The sequence below is a fragment of the Demequina pilifera genome (assembly GCF_048814985.1).
GTDB lineage: Bacteria > Actinomycetota > Actinomycetes > Actinomycetales > Demequinaceae > Demequina.
In genome coordinates, this window is the sequence record NZ_JBMDTW010000005.1 from 32630 (window position 1) to 49498 (window position 16869).

At 69.0% G+C, this 16869-nt stretch carries 16 protein-coding genes; 8 read left to right on the top strand and 8 right to left on the bottom strand.

Translation table 11 applies throughout. The features are described from left to right. Positions 1-138: 138 nt before the first annotated feature. A complete protein-coding gene (dnaA, locus tag ACNI14_RS10035) occupies positions 139-1536 on the bottom strand; it encodes a chromosomal replication initiator protein DnaA (RefSeq protein ID WP_420519884.1) in 1398 nt (465 codons plus the stop codon). A 232-nt stretch (positions 1537-1768) separates the two neighbouring features. Between dnaA and rpmH the strand changes: the two genes are divergently transcribed. The 8 genes from rpmH to ACNI14_RS10075 all read left to right on the top strand — a co-directional run bounded on the left by rpmH (position 1769) and on the right by ACNI14_RS10075 (position 7140). Further along, positions 1769-1906 carry a 50S ribosomal protein L34 gene (gene rpmH, locus ACNI14_RS10040; protein ID WP_062137792.1) on the top strand — a complete coding sequence of 46 codons (138 nt, stop codon included), beginning with the start codon at positions 1769-1771 and terminating at the stop codon, positions 1904-1906. A 1-nt stretch (position 1907) separates the two neighbouring features. After that, positions 1908-2255, top strand: coding sequence for a ribonuclease P protein component (gene rnpA / locus ACNI14_RS10045; RefSeq protein ID WP_420519886.1), 348 nt, complete (start codon positions 1908-1910; stop codon positions 2253-2255). Further along, positions 2252-2575: a membrane protein insertion efficiency factor YidD gene (gene yidD, locus ACNI14_RS10050; RefSeq protein WP_420519887.1), complete on the top strand. Its 324-nt coding sequence runs from the start codon at positions 2252-2254 to the stop codon at positions 2573-2575. Before rnpA ends, yidD begins: the two co-directional genes overlap by 4 nt. 12 nt (positions 2576-2587) lie before the next feature. Then, on the top strand, positions 2588-3712 hold the full coding sequence (gene yidC / locus ACNI14_RS10055) for a membrane protein insertase YidC (protein ID WP_420519888.1): 1125 nt from the start codon (positions 2588-2590) through the stop codon (positions 3710-3712). Then, a complete protein-coding gene (locus ACNI14_RS10060) occupies positions 3712-4200 on the top strand; it encodes a Jag family protein (protein WP_420519889.1) in 489 nt (162 codons plus the stop codon). The genes yidC and ACNI14_RS10060 overlap by 1 nt, the downstream gene beginning before the upstream one ends. A gap of 30 nt (positions 4201-4230) precedes the next feature. Continuing rightward, positions 4231-4908: a 16S rRNA (guanine(527)-N(7))-methyltransferase RsmG gene (rsmG, locus tag ACNI14_RS10065; RefSeq protein ID WP_420519890.1), complete on the top strand. Its 678-nt coding sequence runs from the start codon at positions 4231-4233 to the stop codon at positions 4906-4908. Between the two features lie 196 nt (positions 4909-5104). Further along, a complete protein-coding gene (locus ACNI14_RS10070) occupies positions 5105-6130 on the top strand; it encodes a ParA family protein (RefSeq protein WP_420519891.1) in 1026 nt (341 codons plus the stop codon). Next, positions 6127-7140 (top strand): ParB/RepB/Spo0J family partition protein, encoded by a 1014-nt coding sequence (locus ACNI14_RS10075; RefSeq protein ID WP_420519892.1) that lies wholly within the window; start codon positions 6127-6129, stop codon positions 7138-7140. The genes ACNI14_RS10070 and ACNI14_RS10075 overlap by 4 nt, the downstream gene beginning before the upstream one ends. A gap of 63 nt (positions 7141-7203) precedes the next feature. On the opposite strand, the gene ACNI14_RS10080 is transcribed toward ACNI14_RS10075, so the two are convergent. The 7 genes from ACNI14_RS10080 to ACNI14_RS10110 form a co-directional block, all read right to left on the bottom strand. Continuing rightward, positions 7204-8133 carry a D-alanine--D-alanine ligase family protein gene (locus ACNI14_RS10080; RefSeq protein ID WP_420519893.1) on the bottom strand — a complete coding sequence of 310 codons (930 nt, stop codon included), beginning with the start codon at positions 8131-8133 and terminating at the stop codon, positions 7204-7206. Positions 8134-8164: 31 nt separating this feature from the next. Beyond that, positions 8165-9466: an aminotransferase-like domain-containing protein gene (locus ACNI14_RS10085; protein ID WP_420519894.1), complete on the bottom strand. Its 1302-nt coding sequence runs from the start codon at positions 9464-9466 to the stop codon at positions 8165-8167. A gap of 210 nt (positions 9467-9676) precedes the next feature. Next, positions 9677-10897, bottom strand: coding sequence for a thioredoxin-disulfide reductase (trxB, locus tag ACNI14_RS10090; protein WP_420519895.1), 1221 nt, complete (start codon positions 10895-10897; stop codon positions 9677-9679). A 103-nt stretch (positions 10898-11000) separates the two neighbouring features. Then, positions 11001-12374 (bottom strand): protein kinase family protein, encoded by a 1374-nt coding sequence (locus ACNI14_RS10095; protein ID WP_420519896.1) that lies wholly within the window; start codon positions 12372-12374, stop codon positions 11001-11003. Between the two features lie 46 nt (positions 12375-12420). Then, positions 12421-14106, bottom strand: coding sequence for a murein biosynthesis integral membrane protein MurJ (gene murJ / locus ACNI14_RS10100; protein WP_420519897.1), 1686 nt, complete (start codon positions 14104-14106; stop codon positions 12421-12423). Beyond that, a complete protein-coding gene (locus ACNI14_RS10105) occupies positions 14099-16183 on the bottom strand; it encodes a DUF6049 family protein (protein WP_420519898.1) in 2085 nt (694 codons plus the stop codon). Before ACNI14_RS10105 ends, murJ begins: the two co-directional genes overlap by 8 nt. Then, positions 16180-16743, bottom strand: a complete 564-nt coding sequence (locus ACNI14_RS10110; RefSeq protein ID WP_420519899.1) for an NUDIX hydrolase — start codon at positions 16741-16743, stop codon at positions 16180-16182. The genes ACNI14_RS10105 and ACNI14_RS10110 overlap by 4 nt, the downstream gene beginning before the upstream one ends. Between the last annotated feature and the right edge of the window lie 126 nt (positions 16744-16869).

Genomic DNA, 16869 nt, shown 5'->3' on the forward strand with positions numbered 1-16869 from the left:
GTTCTCTCCCTGTGGAAGCCGGGACTGTCCACCGTTACTCACAGGTTTATCCACAAGTGTGCAGGGTGTGATATGGAACGCCCCGAAGGATGTGGTGGACGCCGAGAAATGGCGAGCGGGCGAGTGAACCCCCGAAGGTCAGCCGCGCGACTGCTGCTTGATCCGCGCGTGGATCTCGTTGACCTGGTTGTACATCTGCCGGCGCTGCGCGATCTGGTCCTCGACCTTCTTGACCGCGTACATGACCGTGGTGTGGTCCTTGCCGCCAAAGTGTTCGCCGATCTTGGGCAGCGACAGGTCGGTGAGCTGGCGGCACAGGTACATGGCGATCTGCCGTGCGGTGACGTACACGCGGCTGCGGCTCGTGCCGGTGAGCTCCTCCATGGAGATGCCGAAGTAGTCCGCAGTGGTGCCGATGATGGTCGAGGCCGTGATCTCCGAGTCGTCGTCGGAGATCAGATCCTTCAGGACGACCTGCGCGAGCGACAGGTCCACCGGCTGCTTGTTGAGTGCGGCGAACGCGGTCACCCGAATGAGGGCGCCCTCGAGCTCACGGATGTTGCTGGTGATGTTCGACGCGATGTACTCGAGCACGTCTCCTGGTGCCTGCACGTCGTCCGCCGCGGCCTTCTTGCGCAGGATCGCGATGCGGGTCTCGAGGTCAGGAGGCTGCACGTCGGTCATGAGGCCCCACTCGAAGCGGGTCCGCATGCGCTCCTCGATCCCGTCGAGGTTGCGAGGGCTCACGTCGGAGGTGATGACCACGTGCTTGCCCGCATTGTGCAGCGAGTTGAACGTGTGGAAGAACTCCTCGAGCGTCTGTTCCTTGCCCTGCAGGAACTGGATGTCGTCGATCAGCAGCACGTCGACCTCGCGGTACGTGCGCTTGAAGCTGAGCGATCGGTCGTCGCGGATGGAGTTGATGAAGTCGTTCGTGAACTCCTCGGAGTTCACGTATCTCACGCGTGTCTGCGGCTTCAGGTGCCTGGTGTAATGGCCGATCGCGTGGAGCAGGTGGGTCTTGCCCAGACCGGAGTCGCCGTAGATGAACAGCGGGTTGTAGGTCTTGCCGGGTGACTCAGCCACCGCGAGGGCAGCGGCGTGAGCGAACCTGTTGGAGGAGCCGATGACGAATGTGTCGAACGTGTACCTGGGGTTGAGGTGCGGGTCCTCGTACGCCGGTTCAGGCTCGTGGCGCGCTGGCGCGCTGGACCGGCGCGGCGGAGGGTCGTCGTCTGCGGGCGAACTCGGCTCCGGCGGACTCACGGAGGAGTCGACGGTGACCGCGATGCGGACCTGGCGACCGATCATGTCCGAGAGCGCGTGCGTGAGCAGCTCGCGGATCGTGGTCTCGACGTAGTTCTTGGTGAACTCCTCGGCGACGGCGAGAAAGACGTTGTCCTCGACGATCGCCAGCGGCTTGATGAGCCGGATGAAGGAACGGTGCTGAGCGGTGACCGCCGAGTTCTCGTGGAGAGCATCGAGAGTGCGGGCCCAGACCTGCTCCATGGACTCGGCGCCGGGTTGGGCGGCCATCGACTCTCCTTCCGGCTTTTCCACACGGTTGTGCACAGGGCGTTGACAGCCTGTCACCTATTCGTAACCAGACGGGCGCGTGTCGCTGCCCAGGTTGGTATCCGTGTTGGTGGAGCCTATCCTGTTCAGGCCGGGCATCCAATGTGTGTGTGGCGACTTGACCCTGCGCGCCTGGAGCGCGTAACGTTAGTGCGCTTTATGACCGTACCCGAAACCCTGTGTGGAGTGACCCGTGAGCAAGCGGACTTTTCAGCCGAACAACCGCAAGCGTGCCAAGACGCACGGCTTCCGTCTGCGCATGCGCACCCGTGCGGGACGCTCGATCCTGACCGCGCGCCGTCGCAAGGGCCGCGGCAAGCTGTCGGCGTAAGGTGCTCCCGGCCCGCTCTCGGATGACGGCCGCCGCGGACTTCAAGTCCGCGATGCGTCAGGGCACCCGGAGTGGTCGGGCGACCGTAGTCGTGCACGTCAAGCAAACCGGCAATGCGAACAGCATGGCCGGTTTCGCTGTTTCTAAGGCCGTGGGAGGTGCCGTGATCCGCAACCGCGTGAAGCGACGCCTGCGCGCCATCATGAGAGACGTGCTGCCGGCGCTGCCGGCGGGCACGTCCGTGGTGGTGCGCGCGCTGCCGCGGTCAGCCGAGGTGGAATTCCCGCGGCTGAGGGCGGATGTGACCGATGCGGTCGGCACGGCGATGCGCAAGGCGACGGTCTCGTGAGTCGAGCGCACAGCCTCGCGCGAGCAGTCGCGTCCGTTCCGCGATTGCTGCTGGTCGGGCTCATCCGGCTCTATCAGTTGACCGTCTCTCCCCTGCTCGGGCCGCGCTGCAAGTACTATCCATCGTGCTCGCACTACGGACTCGAGGCGGTGCGCACGCACGGTGCGATGAGGGGATTCGTGCTCGCGAGCTGGAGGGTGCTCCGCTGCAACCCGTGGAGCAACGGCGGTGTGGACGATGTCCCCGCCAAGGGTGCGCCGCTGTTCAAGCGTGCACCGCACAGGACTTCCTCTGACGCCCCGGGCGTCACTCAAAACTAGGTAAGGATCGCAGTGGACGGCTTCTTCGCTATCTTCTACCCGCTCGAGTGGGTAGTGGCCAACATCATGGTGGGCTTCCACTGGTTGTTGACGAACGTCGGGATGTCCCCCGATGGAGGGTGGACCTGGGCGCTGTCCATCGTCGGCCTGGTGGTGCTGATCCGCATCCTGCTGATCCCGCTGTTCGTCAAGCAGATCAAGGCGTCTCGAGCGATGCAGGTCATCGCGCCTGAGCTGAAGGCCGTCCAGAACAAGTACAAGGGCAAGAAGGATCAAGCGTCTCGTGAGGCCATGAGCCGCGAGACCATGGAGCTGTACTCCAAGCACAAGACCAACCCCTTCGCCTCGTGCCTGCCCATCCTGGTTCAGGCCCCCATCTTCTTCGCCCTGTTCCGGGTGCTCAATTGGCGGATGAACCCGGTCGACTCGTCGCTTCCGCCAGCGGAGCAGACGTACGAGGGCATCGGGTGGCTCACCCCTGAACTGGCCGAGCAGGGTCACGACGCCACCATCTTCGGCGCGCAGCTGTCCGATACGTTCCTAGGTTCCGAGGGTGCCGCCGTCAAGATCGTGTCCGCGGTGCTGATCCTCGCGATGGTGGCCACGACCTTCCTCACGCAGCGCCAGCTGACCCGCAAGAACATGCCGGCCTCGGCACTCGAAGGCCCGATGGCTCAGCAGCAGAAGATCCTCATGTACGCGCTGCCCTTCATCTTCGTGATCACGGGACCGAACTTCCCCGTGGGTGTGCTGATCTACTGGACGACGACCAACGTCTGGACCATGGGCCAGCAGTTCTACGTCATCCGCAACAACCCCACCCCTGGATCCGAGGCGGAGAAGGCGCTCAAGGCTCGCAAGGAGGCGAAGGCGCGCAAGAAGGGCGTGGTGATCGAGGGCTCGTCTGAAGACGTCACTGAGATCGAGGAATCCAAGGAGCCGCGCCAGCGCCAGCAGCCCAAGAAGGGCGCACCCCGCTCGCAGCGCAAGAAGGGCGCACCGCGCCAGCCCTCCCCCGGCGGCTCCGACGGCTCGGGCTCCGGGTCGGGCCAGGCCGATCCCAACGCCGACAACGACTCGACGGACGCTGCGGACGACGCAGGTTCTACAGATGACACACCGAAGAAGGACAAATGATGAGTGAATCCAAGGACGCGACCGGCCTCGACGCCGAAGGCGACGTCGCGGCAGACTTCCTCGAGGAGCTGCTCGACATCCTCGACATGGATGGCGACATCGACATCTCCGTTGAGGCGGGGCGGGCCAAGGTCGCGATCGTGGCGGACGGGCCGCACCAGGACCTCAAGCGGCTCGTGGGCCCCGAGGGAGAGGTGCTCGACGCGCTGCAGGATCTCGCGCGGCTCGCGGTCCAGTCGGAGACCGGCGAGATGAGCAGGCTCATGCTCGACATCGCGGACTTCCGTGCCGGTCGCCGGGAACGATTGGCCGAGCAGGCTCGCGAGGCCATCGTCAAGGTGCGCGAGACGGGCGAGAGCTTCGCGCTTCCGCCCATGAACGCCTTCGAGCGCAAGGTGGTGCACGACGTGGTCCTCGAGGCGGGACTGGTGTCCGAGTCGGAAGGCGCCGACCCCGACCGCCACGTGGTGATCACGCCGCAGGCGTGACTCGTTTCACGTGAAACAGTCGGTGAGTCGATGACGGACGAACAGCGCGAGGAAGGTTCGCGGGAGGACATCGCCGAGCTCAGCCACGACCCGTGGCATCAGAGCTCGGCGGTGCGTGAGTACTTTGGCGAGTCCTACCCCCGCGTGGAGCGCTTCGCGTTGATGCTGGCTGACCAAGGCGTGCTGCGCGGGCTCATCGGCCCGCGAGAGATCGGCCGACTGTGGGAGCGCCACATCCTCAACTCCGCGGCAGTCGCACCCTTCCTCCGGGAGGGCACCATCGTGGATGTGGGTTCCGGCGCCGGACTGCCGGGAATGGTGGTGGCCGCAATGCTTCCGGAGAGACGAGTAGTGCTGGTGGAGCCCATGGAGCGGCGGACGACGTGGCTCTACGAGGCCGCCCGTGAGTGCGGCATCGACAACGTGACGGTGGTGCGCGGACGGGCCGAGGAGGTTCGTGACGTGGTCGAGGCCGACGCCATCACGGCCCGCGCCGTCGCACCGATCGACCGCCTGGTGAAGTGGTGCGCCCCGCTGTTGGCCGACGGTGGCGAGATGGCCCTCTTGAAGGGCAGGAGCGCTCCCGAAGAGCTCGAGCGCGCGAAGTACGTGCTGCGCAAATTCGGACTGACGGGCAGCGTCGAGTCCGCCCCCACCCTCCCCGAGCTCGAACCGACGACCGTCGTTCGTCTTCGCCAGGGCAGTTGACGGGTTCGGCGGCCGGGGCCGGACCTCGGACCTCCGGAGCGTTGTCCCCAGCGTTATCCACAACCCTTTCACGCGTGAAATCGATGTTCTCCCCCATGTTCATCCACAGGGGGCCGCGGTCGAGTGGACCCGGTAGAGTCGTGCGAGTGCAGCAGAGGTGGCAGATGTTCCACGTGAAACCAGCGGGAGGACGACAGTGACGGAACCCACGATCGGTGCCGCTGGCCTGGGCACCGACGAACCGGCGTCGTCGCGTCTGTCGCTGAATGAGGATCCGGCCGTTTCACGTGAAACGGAGGACGCCCTCGACGGCTTCGACGGCCTCAGCGAGGACGAGGGCAGCCCCCTCGCCAACGAGATGATCGCGACGGAACGGCTCAGGCGGCAGCTCGAGAAGACCGACTTCCCTCGGCCGGCCAAGACCCGCGTGATTGCGGTGTCCAATCAGAAGGGCGGCGTCGGCAAGACCACGTCGACGGTCAACATCGCTGCGGCGCTCGCCAAGCGAGGCGCCAACGTCCTCGTGGTGGACGCGGACCCGCAGGGCAATGCGTCCACCGCGCTCGGGGTCGAGCACCGATCCGGCACCCCCTCCATCTACGAGGTCCTGCTCGACGACGAGCCGATGGCCAACGTGGCTCAGCGGTGCCCCGACATTCCGACCCTGTGGTGCGCGCCCGCCACCATCGACCTCGCGGGGGCCGACATCGAGATGGTGTCGATCGTGCGGCGGGAGTTCCGCCTCCATGGCGCGATCATGGACCTGCTGGACGGTCCCGGAAAGCGGCTCGATTACGTCTTCATCGATTGCCCGCCCAGCCTGGGCCTGCTGACCCTGAATGCGATGGTGGTGGCACACGAGGTGCTCATCCCCATTCAGTGCGAGTACTACGCGCTCGAGGGGCTCACGCAGCTCATCAAGACCGTGGAGATGGTCAAGAAGCACCTCAACCGCGACATCGAGGTGTCGACGATCGTGCTGACCATGTTCGACGGCCGCACCAACCTCGCGCGTGAGGTCGCCTCGGAGGTCCGCAGCCACTTCCCCGACCAGACCCTCGACCACACGGTGCCTCGCAGCGTGCGAGTATCGGAGGCCCCCAGCTACGGTCAGACCGTGATCACGCACGACCCCCATTCCTCCGGCGCCGTGGCCTACACGGCAGTGGCGCGCGAGATCGCCGCCCGGGGCGCCGCTACCGACACAGGAGAGCACCAGTGAGCACACCTAGACGCGGCCTCGGCCGCGGCCTCGGCGCCCTGATTCCGAGCGAGGCGGACTCGTCCGGCGAGGGACAGGACGGCGAGAACGGCCCCCGGGTGGCGAAGGAGCGTCCGCACGACGTCTTCTTCGAGTCGAGCGGGGAGCGGGAGGAACCGGACCTGGTTCCGGTTCCGGGCGCTCACTTCGCCAACATCGACCCTCATGAGGTGACGCCGAACCCGCATCAGCCCCGTGACGTGTTCGACGAGGATGCGATGGCTGAGCTCGTCGGCTCCATCAGAGAGATCGGCGTACTGCAGCCCATCGTCGTTCGGCCGCACCCCAAGGGCACCGGCTACGAGCTGATCATGGGAGAGCGCCGTCTGCGCGCGAGCAAGGAGGCCGGCCTCGACCTCATTCCAGCGATCGTCCGCGAGACGGTCGACACGGACATGCTCCGCGACGCGCTGGTCGAGAACCTGCACCGGAGCCAGCTCAATCCATTGGAGGAGGCCGCCGCGTACCAGCAGCTTCTCGACGACTTCGGAATCACGCACGAGCAGCTCGCCGAGCGCATCAGCCGATCGCGGCCGCAGATCAGCAACACCCTGCGCCTGCTGCGCCTGCCCCCGCTGGTGCAGAGACGAGTGGCAGCCGGTGTGCTGAGCGCGGGACACGCGCGGGCACTGCTCGGCCTCGAGGACCCTGCCGACATGGAGACCCTGGCCCAGCGAATCGTCGCCGAAGGCCTGTCGGTGCGCGCGACCGAGGAGACGGTGACCCTGGGGCTCGACAAGCCCAAGGCGCCCCGCGGACAGGTCCGAGCCGGCGGCCGCACGGCTGCCCTCGACGAGCTCGGCTCACGCCTGGGCGACAGATTCGACACGCGCGTCAAGATTCAACTCGGCAAGAGCAGAGGCAAGATCACCATCGACTTCGCGTCCGTGGAGGACCTCAACAGGATCGTCTCGGTGCTCGACCCCCAGGACCCTGGGGTCCTACAGGGCCGCGCCGACGACGCGAACTGAGGACAGCCCCCGAGTAGTGCCCCGCTGAGGGCCATCTACCAGGGTTGATGCGAGGTGGAGGCCTCAGACGAGAGCGGCCTTGACGATCTCTTGGTAGATCTCGCCGATGTCGCGAGGGTCGGCGACTGCCGCCTGCGGCAACAGCGACGTCTCGGTCATCCCTGGCGCGATGTTGACGTCCAGCACCTGAGGGTTGCCGTCCTGATCGACGATCATGTCGACGCGGGAGAGGTCGCGCAATCCCATGACCCGGTGCACGGTGAGCGCGGCCTCGGTGACCCGAGCGGCATCGGCCGTGTCCAACCGTGCCGGCGTGTAGTACTGGACCCGGCCCGCGTTGTAGCGCGCGTCGTAGTCGTACGGCCCTTCGCACTCGATCTCCACCGGCGGCAGAGCAGTGGCCTCTGCACCGGTGCCGATGACGGAGACGGCGACCTCGGTGCCCGAGACGGCGGTCTCGACCATGGCGTTGTCGCCGTAGGCGAAGCAGTGCACCATCGCGCGCGACAGCTGAGCCCGTTCTGTGACCAGGGACACTCCGAGGGCGGAACCACCACGGGCGGGCTTGACGACCAGGGGCAGCCCGAACCGCGACACGATGGCGTCCATGACCTGCTCGGCGCCCACCTCGCGGAACAGCGACTGGGGCAGCGTGATGAAGTCGGGTGTGCTGACGCCCTCACGCCCGTAGACCGCCTTGGCGACCGGCTTCACCCACGCGACCCGGGCCTCCTTGGAGCGGGTGCCCACGTACCGCACACCCGAAAGCTCGAGCAGCGCCTGCAGGGAGCCGTCCTCGCCGGAGGATCCGTGCAGCAGCGGCCAGACCACCCCATCTGCCAGGGATGACAGCGTGCGGAGCAGAGTGGTGTCGACGTCCTGCACCTGCACCTTGACGCCACGGTCGCGAAGGATCTCCGCGACTCGGCGGCCCGATCGGATGGACACGTCGCGCTCGTGCGACAGGCCTCCTGCCAGAATCAGCACGTCCATGTGAGCCTCCTGGTATCGATGTCGATGGGCGTCATGCGAGGTCGGGCGAGGGGAAGTCCACGGTGTCGCCGTCGTCTCCGCCGTCGGTGCCGAAGATCCGGACGGTCTCGAGCTCGGCGTCGACCACGGTGGACAGCCGCCGCACTCCCTCCTTGATGCGATCGGGCGTGGGGTAGCAGTACGACAAGCGCATGTGGTCGGACCCCTGGCCGTCGTAGTAGAAGGCGGTGCCGGGAACGAAGGCGACGCGCGCGGTGACCGCTCGCGGCAGCATCGACTTGGCGTTCAGGCCCTCGGGCAGCTTGACCCATACGTAGAAGCCGCCGTCGGGCACGTTCCACGTGGCCTCGGGGATGTGCTCCTCGAGAGACGAGATCATCGCGTCGCGCCGCTCGCGGTACTGCTCCCTGAACTTCTTGATCTGCCCCTGCCAGTCCGCGTGGTCGAGGTAGGCCTTGATCGCGAACTGGGATGCGTTGGAGGGGCACAGGATGGCGGCCTCGGAGGCGAGCACCAGCTTCTCGCGGACCGCGTGAGGCGCGACGGCCCAGCCCACTCGATAGCCAGGCGCGAAGGTCTTGGAGAAAGACCCCAGGTAGATCACGCCTTCTTCGCTCATGGAGCGCAGGGCGGGCACGGGTTCACGGTCGAAGCCGAGCAGCCCGTAGGGGTTGTCCTCGAGCACCAGCACGCCGTATCGCTGGCAGATCTCCAGGATCCGCGGGCGTCGTTCGGTGGAGAGGCTCACTCCGCCGGGGTTGTGGAAGTTGGGAACCGTGTACAGGAACTTGACGCGCCGGCCCTCGGACGTCAGCCTCGCGAGCGTGGACTCGAGCTGCTCGGGGACCAGGCCGTCGGCATCCATGGCCACGTGCACGACGTCCGCCTCGTGCGCCCGGAACACCCCGAGCGCCCCCACGTACGAGGGCGCCTCGGCGACGATCACGTCGCCCGGGTCGATGAAGATCTTGGTGACGAGGTCCAGCGCCTGCTGCGAGCCCGTGGTGACCACCACGTCGTCCGGATGGGCGGAGATGCCCTCGAGCGCCATCACCTGCGTGATCTGCTCCCGCAGGCCCTCGTCGCCCTGGCCGGATCCATATTGGAGAGCGACCTCGCCCTGCTCGAGAACGAGGCGCTTGGTCATCTCGGCGAGCTCCTCGAGCGGCAGGCCCCCGATATAGGGCATCCCGCCTGCAAGGGACACGACCTCGGGCCGGTTGGCGACCGAGAACAGCGCCCGGATCTCCGAGGCGCGCATCGCGTGCGCGCGGGCGGCGTACGAATCGAACCAGGGGTCCAGTCGCGTGCCGGGGCCGTCGGGTGCGTTCATGCTGGCAAGTCTCCCATGGGGCGGGGTCGCGAGGCGAAACGGCAGGGCGGTTGCGCGAAGAGGCCGGGACCGCAGGTGCGGTCCCGGCCCCTTCAGCGGTCTGACCTAGGCGATGACCTCGTCGAACAGCGCGGTGAGCGCGGGCTTGGGCTTGGAGCCCACGACGGAGCGCACCAGCTCGCCACCCTTGAATACGTTCATCGTGGGGATCTACGTGATGCCGTACGCCATCGCGAGCTGGGGGTTGGCATCGGTGTCGACCTTGACGATCTTCACGCGGCCGGCGTACTCCTCCGCGAGCTCGTCGAGGATGGGCGCGACAGCGCGGCACGGTCCGCACCACTCCGCCCAGAAGTCGACCACCACGGGGACGTCCGAGTTGATGACCTCCGCCTGGAAGGTGTCCTCGGTGGCGGGCACCGGAGCGGTGGGGGCCGCGGCGGCAGGCGACTCCTCCGCGGCGAGCACCTCGGGCGTGCCGGGAGCGTCGGATTCGATGTCCGCCAGGGCGTCCAGGAAGTGCTGAGCGTCGATGGCGGCCGAGCAGCCGGAGCCCGCGGCGGTGATGGCCTGTCGGTAGCGATTGTCGACCAGGTCGCCGCACGCGAACACGCCGTCGATGTTGGTCGCGGTGGTCCGGCCGACGACCTGCACGTAGCCCTCGGCGTCGGTGTCGACCACGCCGGCGACGAGTTCGGAGCGCGGAATGTGACCGATCGCGACGAAGAGACCCGTGGCCGGCACGGTGCGCTCTTCGCCGGTGTTGACGTCGCGGAGCCGCACGCCGGCCAGCTTGGCGTCACCGTCAAGCCCTGAGACCTCGGAGTTCCACGCGAACTCGATCTTGGGGTCGTTCTTGGCGCGGTCGGCCATGATCTTCGATGCGCGCAGCTCCTCGCGGCGGTGCACCACGGTGACCTTGGAGGCGAAGCGCGTCAGGAATGTCGCCTCCTCCATCGCCGAGTCTCCACCGCCCACGACCACGACCTCCTGATCGCGGAAGAAGAATCCGTCGCACGTGGCGCACCAGCTCACGCCCTTGCCCGACAGCCGCTTCTCGTCCTCGATCCCGAGCTCGCGGTACGCGGAGCCGGTGGCCAGGATCACGGCCTTGGCCGTGTACTCCTTGCCGAGAGCGGTCTTGACGGTCTTGACGTCTCCCTCGAGCTGGAGCTCGGAGGCATCATCGAACAGCACCTCGGCGCCGAACCGCTCCGCCTGACCCTGGAGCGTCTCCATCAGCTCAGGACCCTGGATGCCGTCAACGAAGCCCGGGAAGTTCTCGACCTCGGTGGTGTTCATGAGGGCGCCGCCGGCGGTGATCGATCCGGCGATCACCAGGGGCTGCAGGCCCGCACGGGCGGCGTAGATGGCGGCGGTGTATCCGGCGGGGCCGGAGCCCACGATGATGACGCTGCGGGTGTCGCTCACAGTTGTTCCTTACTTGTGTGGGGGTCGGGTGCCTGGGGCACCCGGCTTGATAACAGATCGTAGGGCCCGGATCTTCCCAGCCCGGCTCACGGCCGATGCGGGTTCAGTCGCCATCCGACACCGTCGGGGACGGAGATGGCGAGAACGTGAATTCGGGGTACGAGCCCGGGGGGTTGTTGTCGCGGTCGAATTCGGGCTCGAAGGGCTGCGTCAGCATCGAGAAGGCGACGATCGCGACGATGACCGTGGCGGTGAGGAACAGCCCCACGAGCACTGGACCGGAGTGAATGGGACCGGGCCGCTGCGCGCGGTGCCTCGCCTGCGACGCCGCAGTGCTGACGGCGACGGAGCGCGGGAAGCGGCGCTGGAGCCACTCGAGCCCGGCCTGCGCCGCCGAGGGCGGGACCTCGGAGTTCTGCTCGGTGGCGATCTCCTGCCACGTCTCGAGCCCCAGCGGCTCATCGGCGTGGCGGGCCACCACGCGTCGGGTGTGCTTCGAGTACTCCGCCGCGACCTCCGGTGGCGCCAGCACCTGAACGTCGTCCGACTGTTCGGCCCGGACCGCCGCACGGTCGACGTGGTCGCTGCGCACCTCCTTCGCGACCTCCGGGACAGCGAGACCGGCGGCGACGGCCGCCGCCGCCTCGTGCGCGGCGCTCTCGAGCGTGTGGTGGTCCAGGGCGATCGCCGGGGTCGGTCTGGCGGGCCTGGCGGCCGCGGCGGAGCCGGGAGCCGCGGGCAGCGTGCGCATGGCCGCCCGCACCGACCGCAGGGTCGCAGCATCGGCCGGGCCAAGTGCGCGAGAGACGGCGGCCAGCGTGCTGGGTCCCGTGCCCGCGACCGTGGCCAGCGCGAAATCGCGAGCCGGGGGCGGCAGGGAGGCGGGGACGTCCGCGGCCGTGACCGCATCGGGGTCCATGCCCGTGACCAAGGTGAGGTAGAGCCGTGCCAGGGCGACCGCATCGGCCAGTTCCGAGTGCCCGCGGCCAAGGCCGGCCTGGGTCGCGAGCTCGCCCTCCGCGTCGAGGCCGGAGATCACGATGCGTCCCGCCGCGGTGACGGTGATCGACGAGGCCCGCAGGTAGCCGTGGTGGACGCCGGTAGCGGCCGCGACGCCGAGCGCGCGCGCCGCCTCCCCGACGATGGAGCAGGCCAGCCGCGCGGGGAGCACGCGCTCTCCGGCGAACAGGTCCATCCGCACCCCGCGGGGACGTTCGGTGACGACGTACGTGATGCGCTCGTCGCCGATGGTCTCCCGGCCCGAGGCCAGCACCCTCGCGAACCGGACGTCGCGGACCTGAGCCGCGCGCACGGCGGCCCTGCGGACCGCGGACGGCGCGAGGGATGTCAGCACGTCCACGGTGACATCGAGGTGGCGGCGTTCGTCGTGCGCCACCCAGCGGTCGACACCGGGCAGATCGTGGTGTTCGCGGCGACGGAGAACGAAGCGGCGACCCAGCGTCGCTCCTGCTTCCACGTCTCAACTCCCTGGTGTCGCCCGGCCGTCGTGGGGGAACACCATCTTAACTGCGGCGCAGTCGTCGCAGGATCGGCCCCGCCGCGTCCGTGGCCTCCTGGACGCGCAGCACCCACAGCGCGGCCGCATACACCGCCAGCAGCACGACGCCTCCAGCAGCCACCACCCCCACGGCGGCGATCCGTCCGCCCACACCGGTGAGCTCCTCCGCCGGCGGGACGGCGAGAAGCAGCCCCCACACGACCGCGCTCGCGGCGAGAGCGGCGAGAGTCGCCTTGGCGTGCATCACCATCACGCGGCGCCCGTCGAGACCGCCCAGGCGGCGGCTGAGACCGCCCGCGCGCAGCACCACCCCGACGACGTTCGACATCGCGAGGCCGAGTCCCACGCCCACGGTCCACCAGCGCGGATCGGTCAGCTCCCGGAAGCCGTACGCGATCGCAACCCACGCGACGGTCATGGGGATGTGCATGTAGAAGATCGACCTGGCGTCCTCGAGCACAAAATAGACCCGTTTGAACAGCACGGTGGCGCCCAGCGGCACGAGGCCGATGACCATCGCGATCAACACCCAGGACACGGACCGCACCTCTTCCGGCGTCGCCGAGAACAGGATGGCGCGGATGATGTACGGCCCGAACAGGATCATGCCGGCGGTGGCGATGACGGTGAAGACCCCCACCGTCCTCAGGCCTTGGGACAGGTCCCGGCGGAGCGAGGCCATGTCCCCGCGCGCCGCGTGCCCCGCCATCGCCGTGTACATCGCGGTGGCCAAGGAGATCGTGACGATCGAGTGCGGCACCAGATACAGCGACAGCGCCTGGAAGTACGCGGCATTACCTGCGATGACGCCGCCGGGTTCGGCCCCGGGTGCGGTGGCCGCGGCGGAGGCGACGCGCATGACGAGGGCCACCCCGACCTGTTCCACGCCGACGGCGGCGAGCGCCCATGCGGCGATGCGGCCGATCGCGGTGAGCTCGCCCTTGGGTCCGCGCCACCGCCAGTGGTACCGGTAGCCCCCGCGAACCAGCGGGATGATCAGGATCAGGGCCTGAGCCGCGATCCCCAGCGTGGCGGTGCCGCCGATCAGCGCGATCGCGCCGGGCGTCCACTCCTCGGGGGCCAGCGGGTTGGCCTCGTCGAACGGTCCGAAGAACGCCAGGAAGGCCAGCAGCCCCGCGATCGACACGATGTTGTTGAGCACCGGCGCCCACATGAAGGGCCCGAACTGGGACTTCGCGTTGAGCACCTGGCCCAGCAGGGTGTACAGGCCGTAGAAGAACAGCTGCGGGATGCACCAGTACGCGAACGCCGTCGCGAGGGCGATCAGTTCGGGCGGCCAGTCCTGGGTGTAGACCCCCACCCACAGCTGCGCCGTGAACGTGAATGCCAGCGTCGCCGCCAGGGTGATGACGCCGCCGATCGTGAGGATCCGGTCGACGGTGCGCTCCCCGCCCTCGCGGTGCAGGGCCTTCACGATCTGCGGCACCAGCGCGGCATTGAGGACGCCCGCCGCAAGGATCGCGAAGAAGGCGTTGGGGAGCCGGTTGGCGATGTCGTACGCGTTCGCGGCATCCGCGTTCAGGCCGATCGCCGCCACCAGCAGCGAGTTGCGCACCAGGCCCAGCACTCGCGACGTCGCGGTGCCGGAGGCCATCAGCGCGCTGGCGCGGCCCAGCGACTGGCGGGGTCGCCGGTCCGGGCCCGATGCGGGCTCGGGTGCGTCAGTCACGCTCGGTCCGCTCGGGGCCGGCGGGGGCCTCGTCGGCCCCCTCCGCGTACGGGTCATCGTTCTCGGAGTCGCGATCCGGAGCCGTGTCCGGCGCGGGGGCGGGCTCCGCGCGCGTCTCCCTGCGGCCGCGGCGGGCCGTCCTCACGAGGCCGGCCACCAGCAGCAGCACCAGCACCACGGAGAACACCGCGGTCGCGGCGTTGCCCCAGTCGGCGCGCACCCTCACGGCGAAGGTCTGGCCGTCGCCTACCGACTGGCCCTCGGGGCTGCGCAGCACCACGGAGACCTGCACGTTGTCGCTCGACACCGCCTCGACGCGCACGAGCGCGGCGTGCTCCTCGTTGGCCGGCACCGTGACGGTGGGACTCTCGAGCACCTGCAGGTTGGGTGAGAAGCTGGTGAGATCGACGCGCACCGTCACGTCGTGGTCGAGGCCGTTGACCACGGTGATGGGGATCTCGCCGGTCTCCGCGAGCAGGTTCAGGTCGGAGCTCTCGGCGATGCGCAGCGACGCGAGAGTCTCGTCCGCCTCGGCGACGGCGGCCGCCACGGCGGCGTCCCGGACGCCCGGGTTCTCGCGCAGCGACACCTCGACGCCGCGCAACAGCGCCGCGCCCCAGTCGGCGCGGGCCGCGTCGGTGTCGGTGGTCGCGTGAGCGAGGGTGGTGAGGCGCTCCAGGCTCCCCGCCAGCGCCGCGACGTCCTCGGCGGGCATGTCCGCCCTGGCTGCGACATTCGCGGGCAGCTCCACGTCGACGGGATCGGCCTCGAGCAGCTCGGACACCGGCAGCGGCTCCACCCACGGAGCCGTCATCAGCGTCTGAAGAACCGCCGAGGGCTGCGACGAGGACGGACGCCATGAGTCATCGAGCACGGCCAGCACCGGGTCGCCGTCGGCCTCGTCGGCGAGCAGGGCGGACTCGGCGAGCGCCCGGGCCTTGGCGGCCTCGGTTCCCGGCCGGAACTGCGCGAGGGACTTGCTCAGACCCGGGTCGGGGACGAGGACCAGGGCGTCGCCGTCCCGGGCGAGGGCCGCATCGGCCGTCTCGACGAGCTGCGCGTACCCCGCCGAGTCCGGCAGCGCGAGCGTGGCGCGGGCGCCCAGGGCGACCGCCGCCTCGGTGGACGCGGCATCGATCGCAGCGGGAGCGGCAAGCCACGGCGCGCGGCCGATGCTGGCCAGGTTCGTGCCCGCCGGCAGCGACAAGGCGAGCTCCATCAGTGAGGTCTCCTCCGCTCGCGCGAGCGAGGTGAGGTCCGGTGATCCGCTGGCGAGCCTCCAGGTCTCACGTTCGACCAGCCCCGAGTCGAATGCCAGCGCGTTCGTCACGAGCGTGGGATCGACGGCGCTCGCGACGCCCGGGACGTTCGACGCGCCGAGCACGGTCGCGGCGCTGCTGCCCTCCGCCATCGTCAGGGCCGCCAGGCGGAGCTCGGGCACGGCGGAGCCCTGCCAGGTCAGCGGGAGCACGTCGACGGGCACGTCGCCGGTGGGGGTGCGCAGGGTGAGCACCGCGCCATAGACGCCCCAGCGCCCGGATGGCAGCCCCAACTCGTCCGGACTCGCGCCGATCGTGAAGGTGCGCGCGGCGCCGGCAGCGATCGTGGAGCCCACGGTCTCGGGGGCCTCTGCCTCATCATCCGACGCGAGGCCGCCCTCCTCAGGGGCGCTCGAGACCTGGTCCGCGGGCTCGTCGGGGGGCTCGGGCAGCTGCGCGGCCAGGCGCGACGGGACCGACCCGGGCTCCGCGAGGAAGGCGTCGAGCGCGGCACGGTCGGCGAGGGGCTCCTCGGTCAGCTCGAGCTCCAGCACCACGTCGTCGACGGGCATCGCCGAGCGATTGGTGGCGGTGACCGTCGCGCTCAGGCGAGACGAGGGATCGATCGCGCCCGAGGCGAGCGACACCAGCTGTGCCGTGACGGCCTGCCGCTCGATCGCAGCAGGTGCCGGGACGGACGAACCGGCGACCGCATCGGCCGCATGCCTGGTGAGGTCCGTGGGGACCGCCGCTGCCGCGGCCGGTGCGGCGAGAAGCATCGTGAGGCTCGCCGCGATCGCGGCGACGGCTCTGTTCACGTTGGGATCGCCAGCAGTTGGGCCGCGACCTGCGCCATCTTGCGTTCGTTGGGAAACGCGAGACGGCTGCCGAGGTCGGCGACGGGAATCCACTCGGCCACCTCGGCCTCGTGGTCGGGATCGTTGTCCGTGGTGATGGTTCCGCCCTTGGCCTCGAGCAGGAAGTGGTGCACCACCTTGTGGACGCGGCGATCGTCACCCGTGAACCAGTAGTCGATCACGCCGATGGGCCGGATGATCTCCGCGTCGATGCCCGTCTCCTCGGCGACTTCGCGGATCGCGGCCTCCTCGGGAGTCTCCACGCCCTCGATGTGGCCCTTGGGCAGACACCATTCGAGCCGGCCCGCGCGGTTGCGCCGGCCGATGCACGCCGCGAGCGCGACGCCGCCCTCGACGCTCACCGCGATGCCGCCCGCAGAGGTCTCGTTGGACACCGGGAGCTGCGCAGCCCGCTGGACGTGGCCGTCGTCGCGGGTCTGCCCCGTCCGCCGCTGGCGCAGCGCATGCCCTGCCGGAGGCCGGGGCGTCGCGGCGGGGCGCGGATCGGACGGATGGGACATGCGCCAACTCTAACGAGGCGCGCGGCGACCCGGAGCAGGCCGCGCGGTGACGGTGGCGCCGGGGCGTCCACGAGGTCGAGGTGAGGGTCAATGAGCCGGTGTCTGGGATGCTGGTGCACGTGACTG